The sequence below is a fragment of the Brevibacillus sp. FSL K6-6036 genome, from assembly GCF_037964015.1.
In the GTDB taxonomy this organism is placed as follows: Bacteria; Bacillota; Bacilli; order Brevibacillales; family Brevibacillaceae; genus Brevibacillus; species Brevibacillus borstelensis.
Genome location: NZ_CP150173.1, coordinates 4,756,278 through 4,773,648, shown reverse-complemented (window position 1 = coordinate 4,773,648; position 17,371 = coordinate 4,756,278). Strand labels below are relative to the sequence as shown.

Genomic DNA, 17,371 nt, shown 5'->3' with positions numbered 1-17,371 from the left:
TTAAATGAGAACTAAAACTTACGCTAGGTTTTTAGTTTACGTTCTATCTCTAACTATTTTAATTCAATCCATTTTATTTCAACCATTACCTTCGGCTGCCTCTACTAACTCTCCTAATACATGGGGGAGAATTCCCGGTTGGTTAGATTCTAACAAGGAGGTTCAAGGAAGCGATCGTAGTTTTGTAAACGGGTTGGGTATTGATGAGCATATGTATTTGACTATAGCTGATGTACAATATTCTGGAGCAACAAATGGTACCGGTAAGGTCGCCAACTACTCAAGGGCATCAACTAATACCGAAAATGGGTATCCCATTGTTGATTTCAGTGAGGCGCAAGATTGGGCTCGCTTATTTAACGGAAACCCGTCTTTCATGACTAGTGCAAACGGACTTTATGGGGGAGAGATCAGTCAAGGAGGACCTAGAGCTCAGATATACACAGGGTACCTGTTGGCGAAGGTTGCAGAAATGTCTGGAGGCAAGGGGAATCCTTATACCTTTCGAACGGCACGGTCTGGAGAACAAGGTTCTTATGTCGGGGTAACCAGCTTCACCACAACCCAGCGCCCCGATGGAAGTATCAAAACCGACAAGACAAAATATGAAGTCGGACAAACTGTTACGATAACTGCCCAAGGAAAAGACTACAGTATCTACAATCGCGGATTAAAAGTCTTAAACTATTACATCTACAATCTGGATACAGGGCAGACCGAAAAGGCATTCTCTGAGGCGATTACAGAGTATCCGATTAGTGGGGAAGGAAACGGCAGCGGCCAATCTGTAAACTTTCCACAGAAAACATGGGTACCCACTAAAGCTGGACATTATGAAGCACGAATCCTATTCACAGATACCCATGCAAGAAATACAAAAAATGCTCCCGCGGTAGACGGACAAGGTGTTGCTTATGCAGCACCTTTTGTTGTTGGCGAGGTACCACCGCCTCCCGGTGAGGACAATGGCGGGGGCAAAGACCCCGATCCACCACCAACCGGTTGCAAAAAAACGACCATGGAAATACGAATCGAAGGAGAGAAAAACGATACGGAACGGCAGGGTGTACCGAGCGGAGGAGATACGGAACGCATTGAAAGAGATGCAAGGGTCGTCTTCACCGCATCAAAGCCCGGCACCTTTTCCTACAACGGCACCCCGATGCAAATAGGCTCCGGGAACAACAGGAAGGTGGGGATCATGTACGTTCCCTCATCAGGCTCCTTTACAGTGAAATACGTAAGCGACGACGGTACGCTATGCTGGGACAAGCAGTTTTATGCTGGTTCTCCAAACGACAAGTACGATAGCTGTCCCATCGTCAAAGTGAATGGAGACGCCATTCCAAGGGGTGGAGTCATTGAAGTTATGCCCGGAGAAAGTCTGAAATTTGTAGCTTCATACAAAGATAGCGGCGGTGAAACGCAACCGTTTCATACTACGTGGAATGTTACGATGCCTGATGGCCGAGAAAGGGTAATCCCGTTGGATGAGGGAGACAATGGCCGCGTGCGTCCGTATGTCTCCGATCATGTTTCCTTGCCTTACCGAGGTCCGGATAGAAGCTATGACATTCCCCTGGAACGCGGGAAAACGTACAAGCTGTCCTTGGAACTAAAGCGAACAGACTTTGAAAAGCGCCCAGAATGTGAGTGGACGATTACAATCAAAGTAAAGGATACAAGTTGTACGATCGACGAACAAAAACGCATAGGATTTAAAGCTTATGGTGAGCCTCCGAGCTATTATCCACCGGCAGGAGAGAATCTCTACAATGGTTTGAAGTATCTCTATTTCTCCAATCTGACCGCTACAGGGGACGGGTACGATACCCATACGGATATTTCTGCCGATGTCGCTGGTTCTTGGTTTATAAAAGAGGGGGACAGGAACAAACCGCTGTCTGGCAAGCTTGCAGCAAATGAAAGGTTCCGGTTGATCTTACCGAAAACGATTGACGCCGGGGATGATGTAACACTAGTCTTCATAAGTGACAGAGATTGTGTCGTAGAAATGACCTTCCCGATTCTGTCTGATAGAAGATGCTACATTCTTACAGCAAAGATAGCGGGCGGCAAATACGGCGATGATGACGTTGTTTGGAGCAAGCCGGTTAAACGCGGCGAGACGCTGGAAATGAGTCCGGAGCAATGGACCGATCCCTGGCATTCCTTTACACTCTTTGCTGATGAAAAGATAGACTTTGTTACCTATTATTTCGATCCAGACAAACGTTCCTGGGAGCGAAAACGCGATGGGAAATGGCTTTCTGATTCAACGAATGCAAGATACCAGCAAAAAATCATCTTTCCGATGGACCCGGCCACAGATGGTTATTTTCCTCTTTCCGGATTGTACAAGGTTGAATTTTATGCAGAGGATCGCACAGCAGCGGATTGTGATGGCTTTTTCTTTGTACAGATCGGGGAAGGGCCGCCAAAACCCGAGGGAGAAAACCTGCTCATCGTAAAAAGCAGCTTCAAGATAACCCCTGCTGATCCGCAAGCAGCCGGATCAGATGCGACGATAACCTTTGATGTGAAGAATGACGGCAAGCAGGAACACGATACCAAGCTGGCCGTCCGCTGGGAAAGCTCAGACAAAGCAACAATGCTGGACGTGGCCAAGTTTAAACCCGGAGAGGTGCGGAAGATTACCGTTCCAACCAAATATCCGCAAAAATCGGAGGATTTTATCGCCCATATCAACCCGGATAAAGACAAACCTGATAACGAGACCATTTGGCCGGATAACCGCGCAGTTTGGCCCGTAAAGGTAACAGGTGATGAAGGCGGGGGCAACGGGCCGAAAGAACCGGAGATACCGAATCCGCCGGTTGGAGGAGGAGACTTCGATGGCGGTGAAATTGGACTCGACATCTATGACAGTGATGGCCGCCAACTGCAGAGACTGCAGGTCAATGTGGATGGGGTCTGGGAGAGAGAGCCGGCGAAGATTCGCGTCGTCATTGACCAAACCAGGATTAATCAAGGCTTTGATCAAGTAAAACGGGAAATCAATCAGAATATCGAGACATACAAGTCGCAGCTGCTGCAATCAGCCAGCGGGGAAGGAATCAAGAATGCAAGTGTAACAGTCAGCCCTGGGTACATTGCTGATGCAAAGAGCCTGGCGGTGTATAGCCCGGCGCAGCTCGATCTGAAAGTATCGGGTCCAGGGACGCCTCAGGAATGGAAGGTGAGCAGCTCCTCAATGGGCGGCGATTACTTGTACACCGGTACGACTGTGCCGACAGAAACGACTTGGAGACAGGTTCTGAACCCGATGAAATACAAAGCCGAAATCAACGGATTTGTCATCACGATGGACTACAATGTGCAATTTGCCCTCTCGTACGACCGTTGTGCCAAAAGCGCAGGGGAGGACGGAGAAGAAGGAGAGGAGACCTGCCAGTCCAATACCGTGCATCAAAGCATGTCGGGGCGCTACACCATAACGGTAAAAGGCAGTGAGCGTCAATTTGGGGTATTTGAGCCAAATGCCAAAGGGGTACTCCGCCATACAAGCGAGTGGCAGGAGTACACCGCGCGGGACCGCTATCCGGTGAATAAGCCGGATGACTTTTACGCTGGCGAACGAATTTTGACCCATGTCGTGCTGGAACCTCGCCATCGCCACCCAGTCAGCGCACTCTATCCCGACATTGCAGCGGCGCAATCCTGGATCTCCGAAACGGGGCTCCGGAACACGACGCTCCAATCGACCCTTTCGCTGAAAAAGACAACACCGATTTGGTGGCAGGGGCCGTCTTATGCCGTTCCCAAATTGGGAGTGCGGGAAATGGGGGTCGATACTCCCTTGATGGGAGACAAGCAAAAAGGGTTTAAAAAGGATTCCACTTACGCTGTTCATTTCTCAGTGCAGTTCCGCTTTGGTGTCGTAAAGGGATTCGCGTTTCCGAACAAACAGAATGGCCAAGGTCATGAACTGACCGATTATCGTGTGCCATTTGCCGTGACAGCAAATGCTTGGGAGCGTCAGGGAATCCGCAATCACACAACTCGATAGGCAAATATATTTGCACCCCCTATCTGTCTTTTCCTACGGTGGAAGAAGAACAAGCTAGGGGGGGTTTATGTGAATAAGCGAATCAGGATCGCGAGCATATTGGTCATGGTGGTCTTTTTGCTTTCCAGTATTGTTCCAGCCGGTATAGCCAAAGAAAGGATGGGTCAACCCGTTGGCTGGAATGAAGACACTGGGACTGTCGCAGAGGCCGAGGCGGACCATCCGCCGCAGGAGACAGCAGGGGATGGCGTTGAATCGGACCCGGATCAGGATGGCTCTGAGGTGCCCCAAATACCTGATGTACCGGGAGATACGGATGTAAGCAATGAGACAGATGTAAGAGACGAGACAGATGTAGATGAGACCGCTGATATGCCTGAAGCGCCGCCGAACCTAGACGGGGAAAATGCGGACGGAGAGGAGCTGCTGGAACAGGCAGAGTTGGAGGAGGCGGATGAAGATTTCCAACGCCGATTTGCAGGAAAGAAAAAACCGAGTGAATCCGCGTTGCGCAGGGTGCCAGCTACCTTTGAGGTGGAACGGAACGATACGTTTGCCAAAGCGGACTGGATGTTTGCGGGGAAAAATGCCCACGGGAGAATTTCGACTGGCGACGATATTGATACGTGGAAGATCAAGCCTGCCAAAGACGGGACGCTAACATTTTCATTGACTCAGGTGCCATCCAATGCGAACTATCACTTGTTTGTATTCGATGATGAGAAAAGGGAAATTGGGAGATCCACCAAACCAGGGCAGGCCGATCAAAAGGTCGAGGAGATTGCAGTTGAGAAAAACCGATTGTACTATGTTCAAATAATGGGGAATAATGGAACGTTTGACCGTTCGAGCTATTACTTGTTGCGGGGCGATTTTTACACTGGCGAGGAAGGCAAGCCGGACGAGTATGAGCCGAATAACACGATAAAAGACGCACATCCCCTTGATAATGGCGAAATCATTGCAAATCTCCATGACCGAAGTGATGTTGACTATTACAAGCTTACTTTAGACCTGGCTTCAACAATTGAAGCGAAGCTTTGGGATATTCCCGAGGGCATGGATTTGGACCTGTACCTGTTCGACAGCGACAACAAGCAGATCGCGTTTTCGGACAGGCCGAAGAATAAGGACGAGGAGATTTTGTTTAACGCAGACCCCGGCACATACTACCTGAAAGTTGCTGCCAGCCGCACCTCCGGCTTCAAGAATCACTCCTACCATTTGAAGGTGACCAGCAATACGATCCCCGTCATTTTGATTCCGGGGATTGGCGGATCAAGGCTGGAAGCAAAGGAAAAAAGGCTGACCTTAGAAGCATGGCTTTCACTGGATAACATCGTTTTTGGAATTCGCGATCCACGCCATCGCATGTATCTTCCCTTGAAGCCAGTGGCGAAAAACAGTGTCGAGGTAGAGTCCCTCAACAAAGGATTTACCGTTTACCCGGAGAAAGAAGACGGGGGATTTCGTGCGATTGAATATTTGTCTTACTTTCCAGTTGATAAAGTGAAGGAAGAGACGGAGCAGTACGCCAGCATGGTTAAACGTCTGGAATCAGAAGGATACAGAAAAAACATTACCATGTTTGCGATGCCCTATGATTGGCGTTACAGCAACAAGGACAATGCCAAATATCTGAAGGAAAAAATCGATGAGGCCCTAAAGGCGTCAGGCGCAAGCCAGGTTCAATTGGTTGCCCATAGCATGGGTGGTCTGTTGGCAAGAGAAACCTTGCTATCAAACGCTTCCTATCAGCCGAAGGTAAAACGAATCATTTATATGGGCACCCCCTTTTTAGGCTCACCTCGAGCTTATCAGGCCATCCAATTCGGGTATAACTTCGGAGTGCCTTTTTTACACGAAGAAACAGGGAGGGTGATTGCAGAATATGCCCCCGCTGTCTACGAGCTGCTGCCATCACCGACTTACTTTGACAAGGCGATCGTTTTAAAAAGAGACCCGATTTACAGCTTTACCTATGAAGACATGGTGACTGACAGCCGTGTCAAGATTGCTTATACCCCATTGGTTCGTCAGGCCGAGGCACTACACAATAAATGGGACAAGAGGACATTGAGGGTCCAGCAATACTCCATTATTGGAACCGGACAAAAAACTTTGCTTGGCTACGAATACAATACAAGCAGAAATATTCTAAAGCCCTTTTATGATAGTGGAGAAGGAGATGGAACAGTGCCCTATATAAGCGCCGAATACGGTCAAAGCGATATTGCTAAAAAGTTTTACGCAGTGGCAGCCCATGCAGCTTTGCCCAAGGACCCGCTGGTAATTGAACAAGTTGTCCAGTTGTTGAAAGGCGTAGAAAAAATACAGGCAGGCCTTAGAAAGAAACCGCAGAAGCCGGATTATCTGTACTATATTATCTCACGGGAGGATGGCGAGTTTCCTGAGATTACATTTACAAAGTCGGGACAAACAATGACGATCTTAGCAGATAAAAAGGAACACTGGGAGAATCTTCAGGTAGAGTATCACGGAAATATCGTTGTCATCCATGTGTTGGATTTGGAACCGTTGGTGTTCGAAGACCGTTTGCAATTGCGCAATGGCATGGAAGTCTCTCCCTTTTTAATAGACACATACTCATCAAAGAGGAATGAAAATTCTGACGATGAAGAAGTGAATGAGGAAGCGGAATACGAAGAAGATGATAAAAATGAGGAAGACGCTTTAAAGCGTGAAACATAAAAGTAATCGTTAAAAATGGAGGAGAGGGCAAATTTGGATTACTTTTTTATCCTTGTCTTAGGTCCGATCATTTATGGCTGGTCAACCGGAATTCCGTTATTAGTATTAACCATATGCGGTTTTTCGACGATCATTTTCAAAACAAGAGCGTTAATCAATATTTTCGTAGCTTTGCCTCTTTCATTCTTGTTCTACGAGCTTGCCCGTCCAAAGGAAGGGTGGATTGTTTTGGATTGGGAATTTAGTCTTGTTCTGGCCATCAACACCGCGTGGAATGTACAACTGCTTATTTGGCTAATCCAGAAAGCAGTCAAAGCCTTCCAAAACCAAAAAGAAACAGGCGGGTAAAAGGAATTATCCAGGAAGGGATCAATTGATCCTGTTAAAAAGTAGCATGGCCGCCTACTGTAAAACGGCGGCCCACTGTTTTCGTACTGAATTGATTTCGTGTACTGATTTGCTTTCGTACTGTTCCACTTTCGTACTGTTCCACTTTCGTACTGTTCCACTTTCGTACGAATCTGCTTTCGTACTCTTCCGCTTTCTGACTGTTTCATTTTGAGACTTTTCCAAAGCTGAATCTACAATCTCCCGGGGTCTCTTTTTACAGAGAAACTGGATTGACTCTTCGGCAATCGGCCAAAGCTGGCCTGGTAGTTGGAGGGAATATCCGTTTCCAGTCCGTCGCCCATTCCCGCCAATTCTTCCGGAGCATCCGAGAGCCCAGCCCCAGGTGGGGACTCAGCGCGTTTTTCCGCAACGATTTGGTCTACCGCTCTGGCTGCGGCAGGATAAGGCTCCTGCAGCTGGCGCTGTCTATTCAATTCGATGTCGCGTTCTCTTGGATGATCATGGGATTGCGTATTGTTCATTTCGGTCATCGCGTAATTCTCCTTCAATGCAGTTGCATAAGCATAATGTGCCCCTCCTGAGCCCGATGTATGAACGCAAATGATCTTTGGCAATGTGCTGCCCGTCAAAGCAGGGCAAGCGGACAAATTGCGTGCAGCGTGGTTTCGGGGTAGAATATCCTCAAGAGTCTGTGAGCAAAGAGGTGTTACGCATGGATATTTTTGATAGCAAAAAGGGCGGATTTACGATCGTCAGCGGCAAAACTGACGTGCATGGCGGTTATGGTCAGGGCGTCCTTGACTTGTCTGCCGTATCGTCTGTGATTATCGACGGGGACGAAGCCTATATTGATATGGGAGCGCTTCATGCCAAAAGCTCCGTTGAAAAAGGCATCAAATGGACGACGAACAAGGAAGAGGTTCCGAACGGAAAGCCTTACTGGGTCGTATGGGTAACGGTAGACCGCAATGAAGCAGGTCCGTATTATGCAGGCGTAACGGCATGCTATATGGAAATTGATCGGGAAGCGCGCCGTGGCTACAAGATTTTGGCGGACCACGTCAATCGGATGGACTACTCCATGAAGCGGCGGATCATGGTCTCTGAATTGAACGAAAAAGAAAAAGCAGCATTGAAAAAGATGCTGATCGAGCACAATGAAGAAATGTGGAACAATTCTTCCGCAGAGTTAAAGGAAGGATTGGCCTGAGTTGGAAATCTTGAACGGTATGTGAACAAATGAGGAAATCAATTGTTAGTAATATTGAAGTCAGGTAAACTTAATTCCATAGCTGTATACATTTACACTAGGTTAGCAAACAGGGAGAGAGCCGTCACTCTTTCCCTGTTTGTCTTTTTTTGAAGGCGCTCACACAATATTTTCAGGGCATCCGCCCGAGGGATACGAAACAAACTAACTGTGCACGGCCAAATTGTCGAAGCAAGGGGGCGTTTCGGTTGACCGATCATACCCGAACACAAGGTGAACACGATCACTTTGTACGACATGGCGGCGTCCATTTTCGCTCGCATGTTTCTCCGCAGCAGATCAATACCTTTATCGGTCGATTGCCAGCCGGTAAACGGGAGAGTCTGTTTGAGGTGCTGGATCAATTAGAAAAAGCCGGAATGATCACCATTTACAACGACCACCTGTTTACGGACGGAAATGGCGTGGTCGGTGGCGGCGAACAGACGGCCGGAGAGGGCGAAGCTGCCCGGCCAACGTTACAGTAGCAAAAAGGGCCAAACCCTTGCAGATGTTCTGCATGAGGTGTGGCCCTTTTTTTTTGAAAAACCGGCAGCTTCCCCTATCACTGTGACGGGCTCCACCAACTGCCCATTCGCTGCCAGAAGGAAGGCGAATCGGGAGGCGAGAGCGGAGTCGGGGATTCGTTTGGCGGAAGGTGATCTGTACAGAACTCCTGCGGCTCCGTCCCTTTGGCAAAGTAATAAAGCTGTGGGTCGGGACAGTGTTCCGTGGCCAGTTTCCCCGATTTGGAATCAATATAGACCGAAACGACCCCAGCGGGCATTTCAAACAAGGCAGGCGGTTGATCCTGCAGTGCTTTTTCCATGAATTCGGCCCAGATCTTTTTGGAAAGATAGCCTTCCTTTACGTCATCTACCTTGCGATTTTGGTCATAGCCTACCCAGACCGTGCTGACGAGCTGAGGGGTAAAGCCGCTCAACCACGCGTCATAATCGGTCGAGCCGGTCTTGCCCGCCACCGGGCGGTTGAGTATGTTGGCGACGCGGTAACCGGTGCCGCCCCGTTCAAAAACGCTTTGCATCATGTTGGTGAGCAGCGCGGATGCGACAGGATCAGCGACCCGGGTTCTTTCCGTTTTTTCTTCCACGAGAATGTTCCCTTGGCTGTCCTCAATGCGCGTGATCGCGATCGGCTTTACATACTCGCCCTTGTTGGCAAACGCAGCGTATGCTGCATTCAGCTCAAAAGGCGAAACCAGTGACGTGCCCAGTGCCAGGGAAGGAACCGCTTGAAGCGGACTGGATATTCCGAGGCTTTTCGCTTGCTCGACCACCTTTTGCGGCGTCAAATGGTCGATCGTCTTGACAGCGTAAATATTGTCAGAGGTTTTGATCGCTTCCCTCATGCTGATAAAGTCGTGAGCGTAGCGCTCTCCGAAGTTGCGCGGGATATACTGCTTGACCTTGTCGTACGTAAAGACGGTCGGCTCGCTTTTCATCATCGTCAGCGGCGTATACCCGTTTTGCAGGGCAGCCAGATACAGAATCGGTTTGAAGGAAGAGCCTGGCTGACGTTTTCCAAGAACCCGGTTGTACTGGCTTTTTTGATAATCTCTCCCGCCGACCATCGCTTTGACGTGTCCGGTTTTGGGGTCCATGGCTACCAGGGCGACCTGCAAGTCCGGGTTGTCCTTGGGCAAGGTGGCGGCGATGATTTCCTCGGCTTTCTTTTGCATCGCCGGATCAAGTGTCGTGTAAATCTTCAAGCCTCCGTGAATAAAGGTTTCCTCATCAATCCCGTATCTGTTTTTGACCAGACTTGCCAGGTAGTCAAGAAAATAGGGGGCTTGTTCAACCGCTTTTTCCTGAGCCCGGTCCTTCAGCTTGATCGGTTCGGCAAAGGCTTTCTCTGCCTGCTCCGCCGTAATGTATCCAGAGCGCTGCATCGCTTGCAGAATCAACTTTTGGCGGGATTTGGCCTTTTCAAAATCTACATAAGGGGAGTAGTAGGATGGACCTTTCGGAATTCCGGCCAGCATGGAGCTTTCGGCCAATGTCAGGTCCTTGGCGTTTTTGCCAAAATACGTCTGGGCTGCCGCCTGGGCGCCGTAAGCCGAATGGCCGTAGTAAATCTGGTTCATGTACATTTCCAGAATCTCGTCCTTGCTGTAATTGAGCTCAAGCTGGATGGCGAGGAGCGCTTCCTTGATTTTTCGCTCCCAGGTCTTGTCCAGCGTCAGGTACAGATTTCGCGCCAGCTGCTGGGTAATGGTGCTGGCTCCCTGCACCTTTTCCATATGGATGACATCCACATAGGCAGCGCGCGCCAAACGTTTCCAGTCGATTCCGTAATGATCGTGAAAAGAGCGGTCCTCGATGGCTACTGTCGCTTGGACGAGCGAGGGCGCCATCTCCTTGAGCGGTACGACGATCCGGTTCTGCCCGCGATGCAGCGTATCGAGGACTTCGCCGTTTTCCGCATAAATCGTGGTGGTCTGATTGATGAACACCTCGGGCAGCGGCTGCGAGCGGAGGTACAGAATGAGCATCAGGGCAGCAAACGAACAGCACAATAGGCTGAGTATGAGAAATTTTACGAATTTCTTTGCCAAGCGAAGGTATCGGATCAGCGGAGCTTCCCGCATCACTTCCATGACATCTCGTCCTTTCCTCCCAAAATATTTTGCTCTTCGGGGCATACTAAACAAACGAATCGTTTTTCCTATCTAGTATGGGAAAAAACGGACCTGGATAAACTTGGCTTCCTGCCGGGGATGATTGTTTTTGAAAAAAATCTTGCATTTTGGGGGCCAGCTACTATAATTTTCTTGGCAGATACGAATTATGAAACATTCGCTTCTGTCGTAGACCATTACGGCAAGAACGGCCTCTGGCCCGGATTTGGTCGCTTTTTTCAACCAATGCGGTTATTAAAAGGAGGGTACATAATCATGAACATGGAACTGTGGTACACCGAAAAACAAACGGAAAATCACGGTATTACAACAAAAATTACCGAGACCTTATACAGCGAAAAAACGGATTTTCAACAGCTGGACATTATTAACACCAAGCAATTCGGACGTATGCTGGTGCTCGACGGCATGGTCATGACTACTGACGTGGATGAGTTCGTCTATCATGAGATGATCTCTCACGTGGCCCTCAATACTCACCCGAACCCGAAGAAGGTTCTGGTCGTAGGCGGAGGAGACGGCGGAGCTATCCGTGAAATCGTCAAGCATCCTTCCGTGGAAAAAGCCGTGTTGGCTGAAATCGACGGCGGTGTTATTGAATCAAGCAAAAAGTACTTCCCGCAGATCGCAAGCGAACTGAGCGGAAATCCGCGCGTCGACGTGCAAGTGATTGACGGCATCAAGCACATCCACGACCACAAGGGTGAATATGACGTCATCATGGTCGACTCGACCGAACCGGTTGGCCCTGCAGTAGGCTTGTTTGAAAAAGGCTTTTATCAAGGCATTTACGACGCGTTGAAACCGGACGGCATCATGGTGGCTCAGACAGAATCCCCATGGTTCAACCGTGACCTGATCAAGCGCGTATTTAAAGATATCAGCTCCATTTTCCCTGTGACCCGTCTGTATACGTGCAGCATCCCGACCTATCCATCCGGTCTGTGGAGCTTTACGATCGGCTCCAAACAGCATGATCCTCTGGAAGTGGACGCAAGCAAGATCAAGGATCTGGGCACCAAATACTACAATGCGGAGATTCACCACGCTGTTTTCAAGCTGCCTAACTTCGTGGCTGAGCTGACTCGCGACTAAGGACGGAGGGCTGAATTCATGCGTTTTGACGAAGCATACTCGGGCAACGTGTTTATCCGCAGCCACGCCAACTACGAGGAAAGCCAGGCAGTCATCTACGGCATGCCGATGGACTGGACAGTGAGCTTCCGTCCGGGCTCCCGTTTTGGCCCAGGCCGCATTCGCGAGGTCTCCATCGGCCTTGAAGAGTACAGCCCGTACCTGGACAGGCTGCTGGAAGACGTAAAATACTTTGATGCGGGCGATATTCCGCTGCCATTCGGCAATGTCGAGGGAAGCCTCGACGCGATTCGCGAGTTTGTCCGCAGAGTGCTGGCAGACGGCAAAATGCCGATCGGGCTCGGCGGCGAGCATCTGGTCTCCTGGCCAGTGTTTCAAGCCGTTTACGAAAAGTACAAGTCCGATCTGGTCATTTTCCACTTCGATGCCCATACCGACCTGCGTGATCACTACGAGGGCTATCCGTATTCCCACTCTACGCCGATCAAAAAGGCGTGCGATCTCATCGGCGGGAAAAACGTCTACTCCTTCGGCATCCGCAGCGGCATGAAGGAAGAATTCGAATGGGCCAAGGAAAACATGCACCTGTACAAATACGATGTCCTGGAACCGGTGAAGCAAGTGCTGCCGACCATCGGCAACCGCCCGATCTACCTGACCATCGACATCGACGTGCTGGACCCTGCCCATGCGCCAGGAACGGGAACGACAGAAGCGGGCGGCATTACGTCCCGCGAGCTGCTCGACACCATCCACTTTATGTCCAAAAACGGAGCCAACGTCATCGGCTGCGACCTGGTCGAAGTAGCACCGGTCTACGACCACAGCGAAATGACCCAAATCGTCGCGTCCAAAATCCTGCGCGAATTGATTTTGGGCTTCGTAAAATAAAGTTTTGCTGCGAATCACAACAAAGCTACAACATATGGATGTGGTCCATCCATGATGTTATCCAGAGACGCCTTCGGTTTTTTGCCGGAGGCGTTTTCAATTATCAATTTGATTATAAAAACGTAAAAGCGCTCAGAGCCTTTCTTCTTTGAGTTTGCGAAAAATAGTCCGTATAAACGAAGGCAGCTGTAGAGATGAAAGAGGAGAAAAACGCGAAGGTCTTTGGGACACCATCCAAGACTTCATTCCAAAAGTGGAACACGCCTTTAGCGTCCAACTCTGAGACGCTCCCTGAAAGAGCTGCTTTTGGACGCGGTTCCACTTTTGGAATGGAGTCGGCCAGTCAAACCCCCAGCAGGTGTCCCACCGAACCTGTAGCGTTTTTCTCCTCTTTCATCTCCTCCCCCAAAGCCGGAATAAAGAAGCTTTTCAGCAAGACCAGCTCACATAATAAACATTTTTATTTACAAAATAGAATATTCTAGCTATTATGATAAAAAGAGGATCGAAGAAAAAAGGGGCTGTCAGCCATGAAAGAGGTATTCAGCAACCGCGAATTCAAAAAGCTGTTTTTCTCCAATCTGTTTTCCGGATTCGGCCAAGGAATGACCATGATCGGTATCGCCTGGTACCTGGTCGAGTCCACCGGCTCAGCCGAGCTTTTAGGAACGACCATGTTCACTTCCGCTGTGCTGATGTTCTTTATCGGACCGTATATCGGCACGTTGATCGACCGGTTGTCCCGAAAGAGGATGATGCTGGCAGAGCATGCCATCGGCTTTACCGTCCTGGGAATTCTCGCCATCTGGGGATTTTACGGTTCCTATGCGGAATGGATGCTGATCACCGTCTATCTGGTGACCACCCTGATGTATCAAATTCACTATCCCGCACAGGCCGCATTGGTGCAGGAAAGCTTTTCCCCCAGGCACTACAACGACATCAACAGCCTGCTGGAGGTGGAAGGACAGACTGCGACCGTACTGGCTGGTGCCTTTGCGGGGTTTTTGCTAAACCTGTTCGGCCTTCACATCGTCCTTTTAATCAATGCACTTACATATTTGATCGCCTACCTGCTGATGTCGACGATGTCCTATACTTTTACTCTGGAAGCAGAGGCGAAAAAGAACAGCAGCGTCTCCTGGACCGGCCAGCTGTATCAAAGCTGGGAGTACATCCGCTCCAAGCGCGGCTTTCTCATCTTCGGACTCTCTGCCATGATGCCGTTCATAGCGGTCATGGCCAGCAACCTGCTGGCTCCTGTCTACGTCAATCAGTCCTTGAGGGCGGAAGTGGATATTTTCTCGATGGGTGAAGTCACGTATGCGATAGGCGCTGTAGGAGCAGGCTTCCTCGTCTCCGTCATCGTCAAAAAAACGGGTCAGCTGTCTGCCATGGTGGGCAACACGCTGCTGTTTGCGATAGCGACGATAGCGATGGTAGCAATCGCGCAGGGGTGGGGGTTTGTAGCTGCTTCCGTATTTTTCGGCTGGTGCAATGCTTCGGTGCGGCTGGTCCGCCAGACGCTTTATATGAACGTAGTGCCGAAACAGGTGATGGGCAGAGTGATGAGCTTTTTCAACTCTGCCGGGATGGCGATGCGTCTGCTCCTGATCGGGCTGTTCACCTTTATGGTCGACAGTACGGGAGCGGGCGTCGGCTATCTCGTCCTGGCTGGGCTATTGCTGCTGGCAGCAGTTGGAGTTGGCGTATCCATGCCCTACCTGCTCAGACTGCCGCAGGAGGAATCGATGGTTGCAACAAAAGAGCGCGGGGCGTAGAATGGACGAGGAAATAGCTGTCCGGAAAGCGAGGACCGTCTGAACATGCAAGAAGTAAATGTTGAATTGACATCCAGGCATAAAATGTACGATGAATGGCAAGAAGATACCCATCAATACCTTGGTCGCTGCACGCAAAAAGGAAGCGACTGGTATCTTACCTATAAAGAACAGATGGAGGGCGCCGGAGAGGTCAACACCGTCTGGAAATTTTCGCAGCAGAGCATCTCCCTCCTGCGGCAGGGGGCAATACAGACGAAGCAACGGTTTCAAAAGGGAGAAACGGACCGCACGACGTACCACAGTCCCCACGGGATTTTCTCTATGGAAATCAATGTGTACAAGATGAAAAGAAATGATGAAAATGAACGACCGTCCGTGATCCAAATCTCTTACCAGCTCTGGTTGAACGAGCAATATGCGGGAGACCACGAAATTTCCCTGCAGATAAGCTGGCAATGAACAAGAAACCGGACGGACACGTGCTGATGACGAAGACCGCCCTTTCATGAGCGGTCTTTCTTCCTGTACAATAGGGGTACTTGCGGCAGAGGAGGGAACAGAAAATGACCTTTGTCTTGGTCAACGGCTTGATCGCCGGTCTGATTCTTGCAGCATTTCTGGCTTTGTGCGATGGGCTGTTTGGAACATCCACGTTTGCCGTCTTGATCGATGTCAGCTATGTGCCGGGAATGGCCGGGCTTCCATCCGTCATCGAATTATTGATTCACCTGCTGATCAGCGTGGTCGTCGTGTTTTTCATGGCGTATTTCTACCCCCGCGATCGTCGTGCAACAGTTCGATTTCTGCTGTATTGGGCACTAGCTTTTACGGTGGCCTACCTGCCCTTCAGTCTGCTTAGCGGCACACCGATGTCATTTGTCGCGTTTCTCATCTGGATCGTCGGGCATGTTCTCTATACGATTGTCGTCGCGGCTCAGATTGAACGCCAACGATAAAGTGCTGAATATTCGGCATAGTGATGATTTTTTGGCAGCTTGTGTAAAAGGAGGTATGCGGGCGGATGCCAATGTCGGAAACGGTGGAAATGCTGCAGGCCATTTTGGGAGCTATTGATGAAGGAATTCACGTCGTCGATGCCAATGGCATCTCGATTTTTTACAACCACGTCGCCGCAAAGCTGGACGGGCTTACACCAGAAGAGGTATTGGGCAAGCCGCTGCTTGAGGTTTTCCCGTCGCTTGATCGGCACTCCAGCACACTGCTGACAGTGATTGCAAACGGCGAGCCGATTTTCAACAAGCCTCAGGCGTACACCAACTGGCGGGGCGTGAGAGTGGAGACGATCAATACGACGCTCCCGGTCCGGGTCGGCAAACGGCTCGTGGGTGCGGTGGAGGTAGCCAAGGATATCGGGAAGCTCAAGGAGCTTTCGGAAAAGCTGCTGGACCTCCAGGCAAAAATCAGCAAGCCGAAAAAGGCAAAGCGGGGGCAGAAAGCCGTCGGAGACGGACTCTCCTTTCACTTTGCCGATATTTTGACCGCCAATGATCGGATGATGCAGTTGATCGATCGGGCAAGGCGGGCAGCGAGAACCTCGTCTCCTGTGTTGATCTATGGCGAGACAGGGACAGGCAAGGAACTGTTTGTCCAGTCGATTCATCAGGCATCTGCGCGAAGCAGTCAGCCGTTTATTGCCCAAAACTGTGCGGCGCTCCCGGCTACCCTGCTGGAGAGTCTTCTTTTTGGGACTGTGAAAGGCAGCTTTACCGGAGCAGATGACAGGCCCGGATTGTTCGAGCTGGCAGATGGAGGAACTTTGTTTCTCGATGAGCTGAACAGCATGCCGCTCGATTTGCAGGCGAAGCTGTTGCGCGTACTGCAGGACGGGGAAATACGCAGGATCGGCAGCAGCCATTCGACCCGGGTGGATGTGAGGGTAATTGCCGCCGTCAATGAGCCGCCACTGGCGCTGGTCAGCAAGGGAGCGATGCGGACAGACCTGTACTACCGGATCAATGTCGTTTCATTTGAGCTGCCGCCGCTCCGTGACCGCAGAGAGGACGTTTTCCTTCTGGTACGTCATTTTCTCGAAAAGTACAATCAGAAATTCCAGATGCGGGTGCAGGGGATAAGCGATGAAGTATCCGCGCTGTTTTCCAGATATGACTGGCCCGGGAATGTACGCGAGCTGGAGCATGTGATCGAAGCGGCGATGAACATGGTGGAGGGCGATCTGATCGAAGCGGAGCACTTGCCGCTCCATCTGCTCGACAGGATGTCCGGGATCGCTCTATTCCCCGCAGAAAAAAGCTCCCGGGGTATGGGTTTAGTCCCGAAAACCGGCCAGCTTTCCCTGCCGGAGGTGCTCCGCGATGTGGAAGAGCAGATGATCGAGCAGGCGATGCGAGAGACGGAGGGGAACATTCTGAGGGCAGCAAAATTGCTCGGGATTCCGCGCCAAACGCTGCAGTACAAACTGTCGCAACGATCCGGGGCGAATCGATAGCAATCGTCCCAGTGCCGAATTTTCGGCAGTTGAGATCATCAAGATTGACTGAAAAGACGAGGGCAGACCCGTCCAGGCTCTTGGGAGAACAAAAAGAAAAGACTCATTGCATTGCCAGCAAAGCCCGGTTTTG

Annotated in this window: 13 protein-coding genes; 11 read left to right on the top strand and 2 right to left on the bottom strand. The window is 50.3% G+C overall.

The features are described from left to right. Window positions 1–4 precede the first annotated feature (4 nt). The 3 genes from NST37_RS23385 to NST37_RS23375 all read left to right on the top strand — a co-directional run bounded on the left by NST37_RS23385 (window position 5) and on the right by NST37_RS23375 (window position 7,090). A complete protein-coding gene (locus tag NST37_RS23385; protein WP_339185925.1) occupies window positions 5–4,030 on the top strand; it encodes an ABC transporter permease in 4,026 nt (1,341 codons plus the stop codon). Window positions 4,031–4,471: 441 nt separating this feature from the next. Next, window positions 4,472–6,742 (top strand): pre-peptidase C-terminal domain-containing protein, encoded by a 2,271-nt coding sequence (locus NST37_RS23380; protein WP_339185923.1) that lies wholly within the window; start codon window positions 4,472–4,474, stop codon window positions 6,740–6,742. 33 nt (window positions 6,743–6,775) lie between these two features. Then, on the top strand, window positions 6,776–7,090 hold the full coding sequence (locus tag NST37_RS23375) for a hypothetical protein (RefSeq protein ID WP_031932691.1): 315 nt from the start codon (window positions 6,776–6,778) through the stop codon (window positions 7,088–7,090). A gap of 233 nt (window positions 7,091–7,323) precedes the next feature. Here the strand turns inward: NST37_RS23375 and NST37_RS23370 are convergent, their stop codons facing one another. Next, complete coding sequence (locus NST37_RS23370; protein ID WP_031932690.1) at window positions 7,324–7,623, bottom strand: hypothetical protein; 300 nt, start codon at window positions 7,621–7,623, stop codon at window positions 7,324–7,326. Window positions 7,624–7,805: 182 nt separating this feature from the next. On the opposite strand from NST37_RS23370, the gene NST37_RS23365 reads away from it, so the two are divergent. Further along, entirely contained in the window at window positions 7,806–8,303 is a 498-nt protein-coding gene (locus NST37_RS23365) for a YwhD family protein (protein WP_003388484.1), read from the top strand. Window positions 8,304–8,551: 248 nt separating this feature from the next. Next, window positions 8,552–8,830: a hypothetical protein gene (locus NST37_RS23360; protein WP_003388483.1), complete on the top strand. Its 279-nt coding sequence runs from the start codon at window positions 8,552–8,554 to the stop codon at window positions 8,828–8,830. Between the two features lie 77 nt (window positions 8,831–8,907). On the opposite strand, the gene NST37_RS23355 is transcribed toward NST37_RS23360, so the two are convergent. Then, window positions 8,908–10,959 (bottom strand): penicillin-binding protein 1A, encoded by a 2,052-nt coding sequence (locus NST37_RS23355; protein WP_003388482.1) that lies wholly within the window; start codon window positions 10,957–10,959, stop codon window positions 8,908–8,910. Between the two features lie 303 nt (window positions 10,960–11,262). Here NST37_RS23355 and speE point away from each other — a divergent pair, with 303 nt between their 5' ends. The 6 genes from speE to NST37_RS23325 all read left to right on the top strand — a co-directional run bounded on the left by speE (window position 11,263) and on the right by NST37_RS23325 (window position 17,238). Beyond that, window positions 11,263–12,096: a polyamine aminopropyltransferase gene (gene speE, locus NST37_RS23350; protein ID WP_003388481.1), complete on the top strand. Its 834-nt coding sequence runs from the start codon at window positions 11,263–11,265 to the stop codon at window positions 12,094–12,096. 18 nt (window positions 12,097–12,114) lie between these two features. Next, complete coding sequence (speB, locus tag NST37_RS23345; protein WP_039071513.1) at window positions 12,115–12,987, top strand: agmatinase; 873 nt, start codon at window positions 12,115–12,117, stop codon at window positions 12,985–12,987. Window positions 12,988–13,517: 530 nt separating this feature from the next. Then, window positions 13,518–14,768, top strand: coding sequence for an MFS transporter (locus tag NST37_RS23340; RefSeq protein WP_003388479.1), 1,251 nt, complete (start codon window positions 13,518–13,520; stop codon window positions 14,766–14,768). Window positions 14,769–14,813: 45 nt separating this feature from the next. Next, entirely contained in the window at window positions 14,814–15,230 is a 417-nt protein-coding gene (locus NST37_RS23335) for a DUF1934 domain-containing protein (RefSeq protein WP_039071515.1), read from the top strand. A gap of 104 nt (window positions 15,231–15,334) precedes the next feature. After that, the gene (locus NST37_RS23330; RefSeq protein WP_003388477.1) at window positions 15,335–15,727 is read left to right on the top strand and encodes a hypothetical protein; all 393 of its coding nucleotides are present in this window, start codon (window positions 15,335–15,337) and stop codon (window positions 15,725–15,727) included. Window positions 15,728–15,792: 65 nt separating this feature from the next. Next, on the top strand, window positions 15,793–17,238 hold the full coding sequence (locus tag NST37_RS23325; RefSeq protein ID WP_003388476.1) for a sigma-54-dependent Fis family transcriptional regulator: 1,446 nt from the start codon (window positions 15,793–15,795) through the stop codon (window positions 17,236–17,238). Window positions 17,239–17,371: the final 133 nt, after the last annotated feature.

What these genes read in the sequence shown, in the direction of transcription:
- speB (WP_039071513.1), top strand. Translation starts at nt 12,115, where the DNA reads ATGCGTTTTGACGAAGCATACTCGGGCAACGTGTTTATCCGCAGCCAC.
- NST37_RS23355 (WP_003388482.1), bottom strand. Translation starts at nt 10,959, where the DNA reads ATGGAAGTGATGCGGGAAGCTCCGCTGATCCGATACCTTCGCTTGGCA.
- NST37_RS23335 (WP_039071515.1), top strand. Translation starts at nt 14,814, where the DNA reads ATGCAAGAAGTAAATGTTGAATTGACATCCAGGCATAAAATGTACGAT.
- NST37_RS23385 (WP_339185925.1), top strand. Translation starts at nt 5, where the DNA reads ATGAGAACTAAAACTTACGCTAGGTTTTTAGTTTACGTTCTATCTCTA.
- NST37_RS23330 (WP_003388477.1), top strand. Translation starts at nt 15,335, where the DNA reads ATGACCTTTGTCTTGGTCAACGGCTTGATCGCCGGTCTGATTCTTGCA.
- NST37_RS23370 (WP_031932690.1), bottom strand. Translation starts at nt 7,623, where the DNA reads ATGACCGAAATGAACAATACGCAATCCCATGATCATCCAAGAGAACGC.
- NST37_RS23325 (WP_003388476.1), top strand. Translation starts at nt 15,793, where the DNA reads ATGCCAATGTCGGAAACGGTGGAAATGCTGCAGGCCATTTTGGGAGCT.
- NST37_RS23365 (WP_003388484.1), top strand. Translation starts at nt 7,806, where the DNA reads ATGGATATTTTTGATAGCAAAAAGGGCGGATTTACGATCGTCAGCGGC.
- NST37_RS23340 (WP_003388479.1), top strand. Translation starts at nt 13,518, where the DNA reads ATGAAAGAGGTATTCAGCAACCGCGAATTCAAAAAGCTGTTTTTCTCC.
- speE (WP_003388481.1), top strand. Translation starts at nt 11,263, where the DNA reads ATGGAACTGTGGTACACCGAAAAACAAACGGAAAATCACGGTATTACA.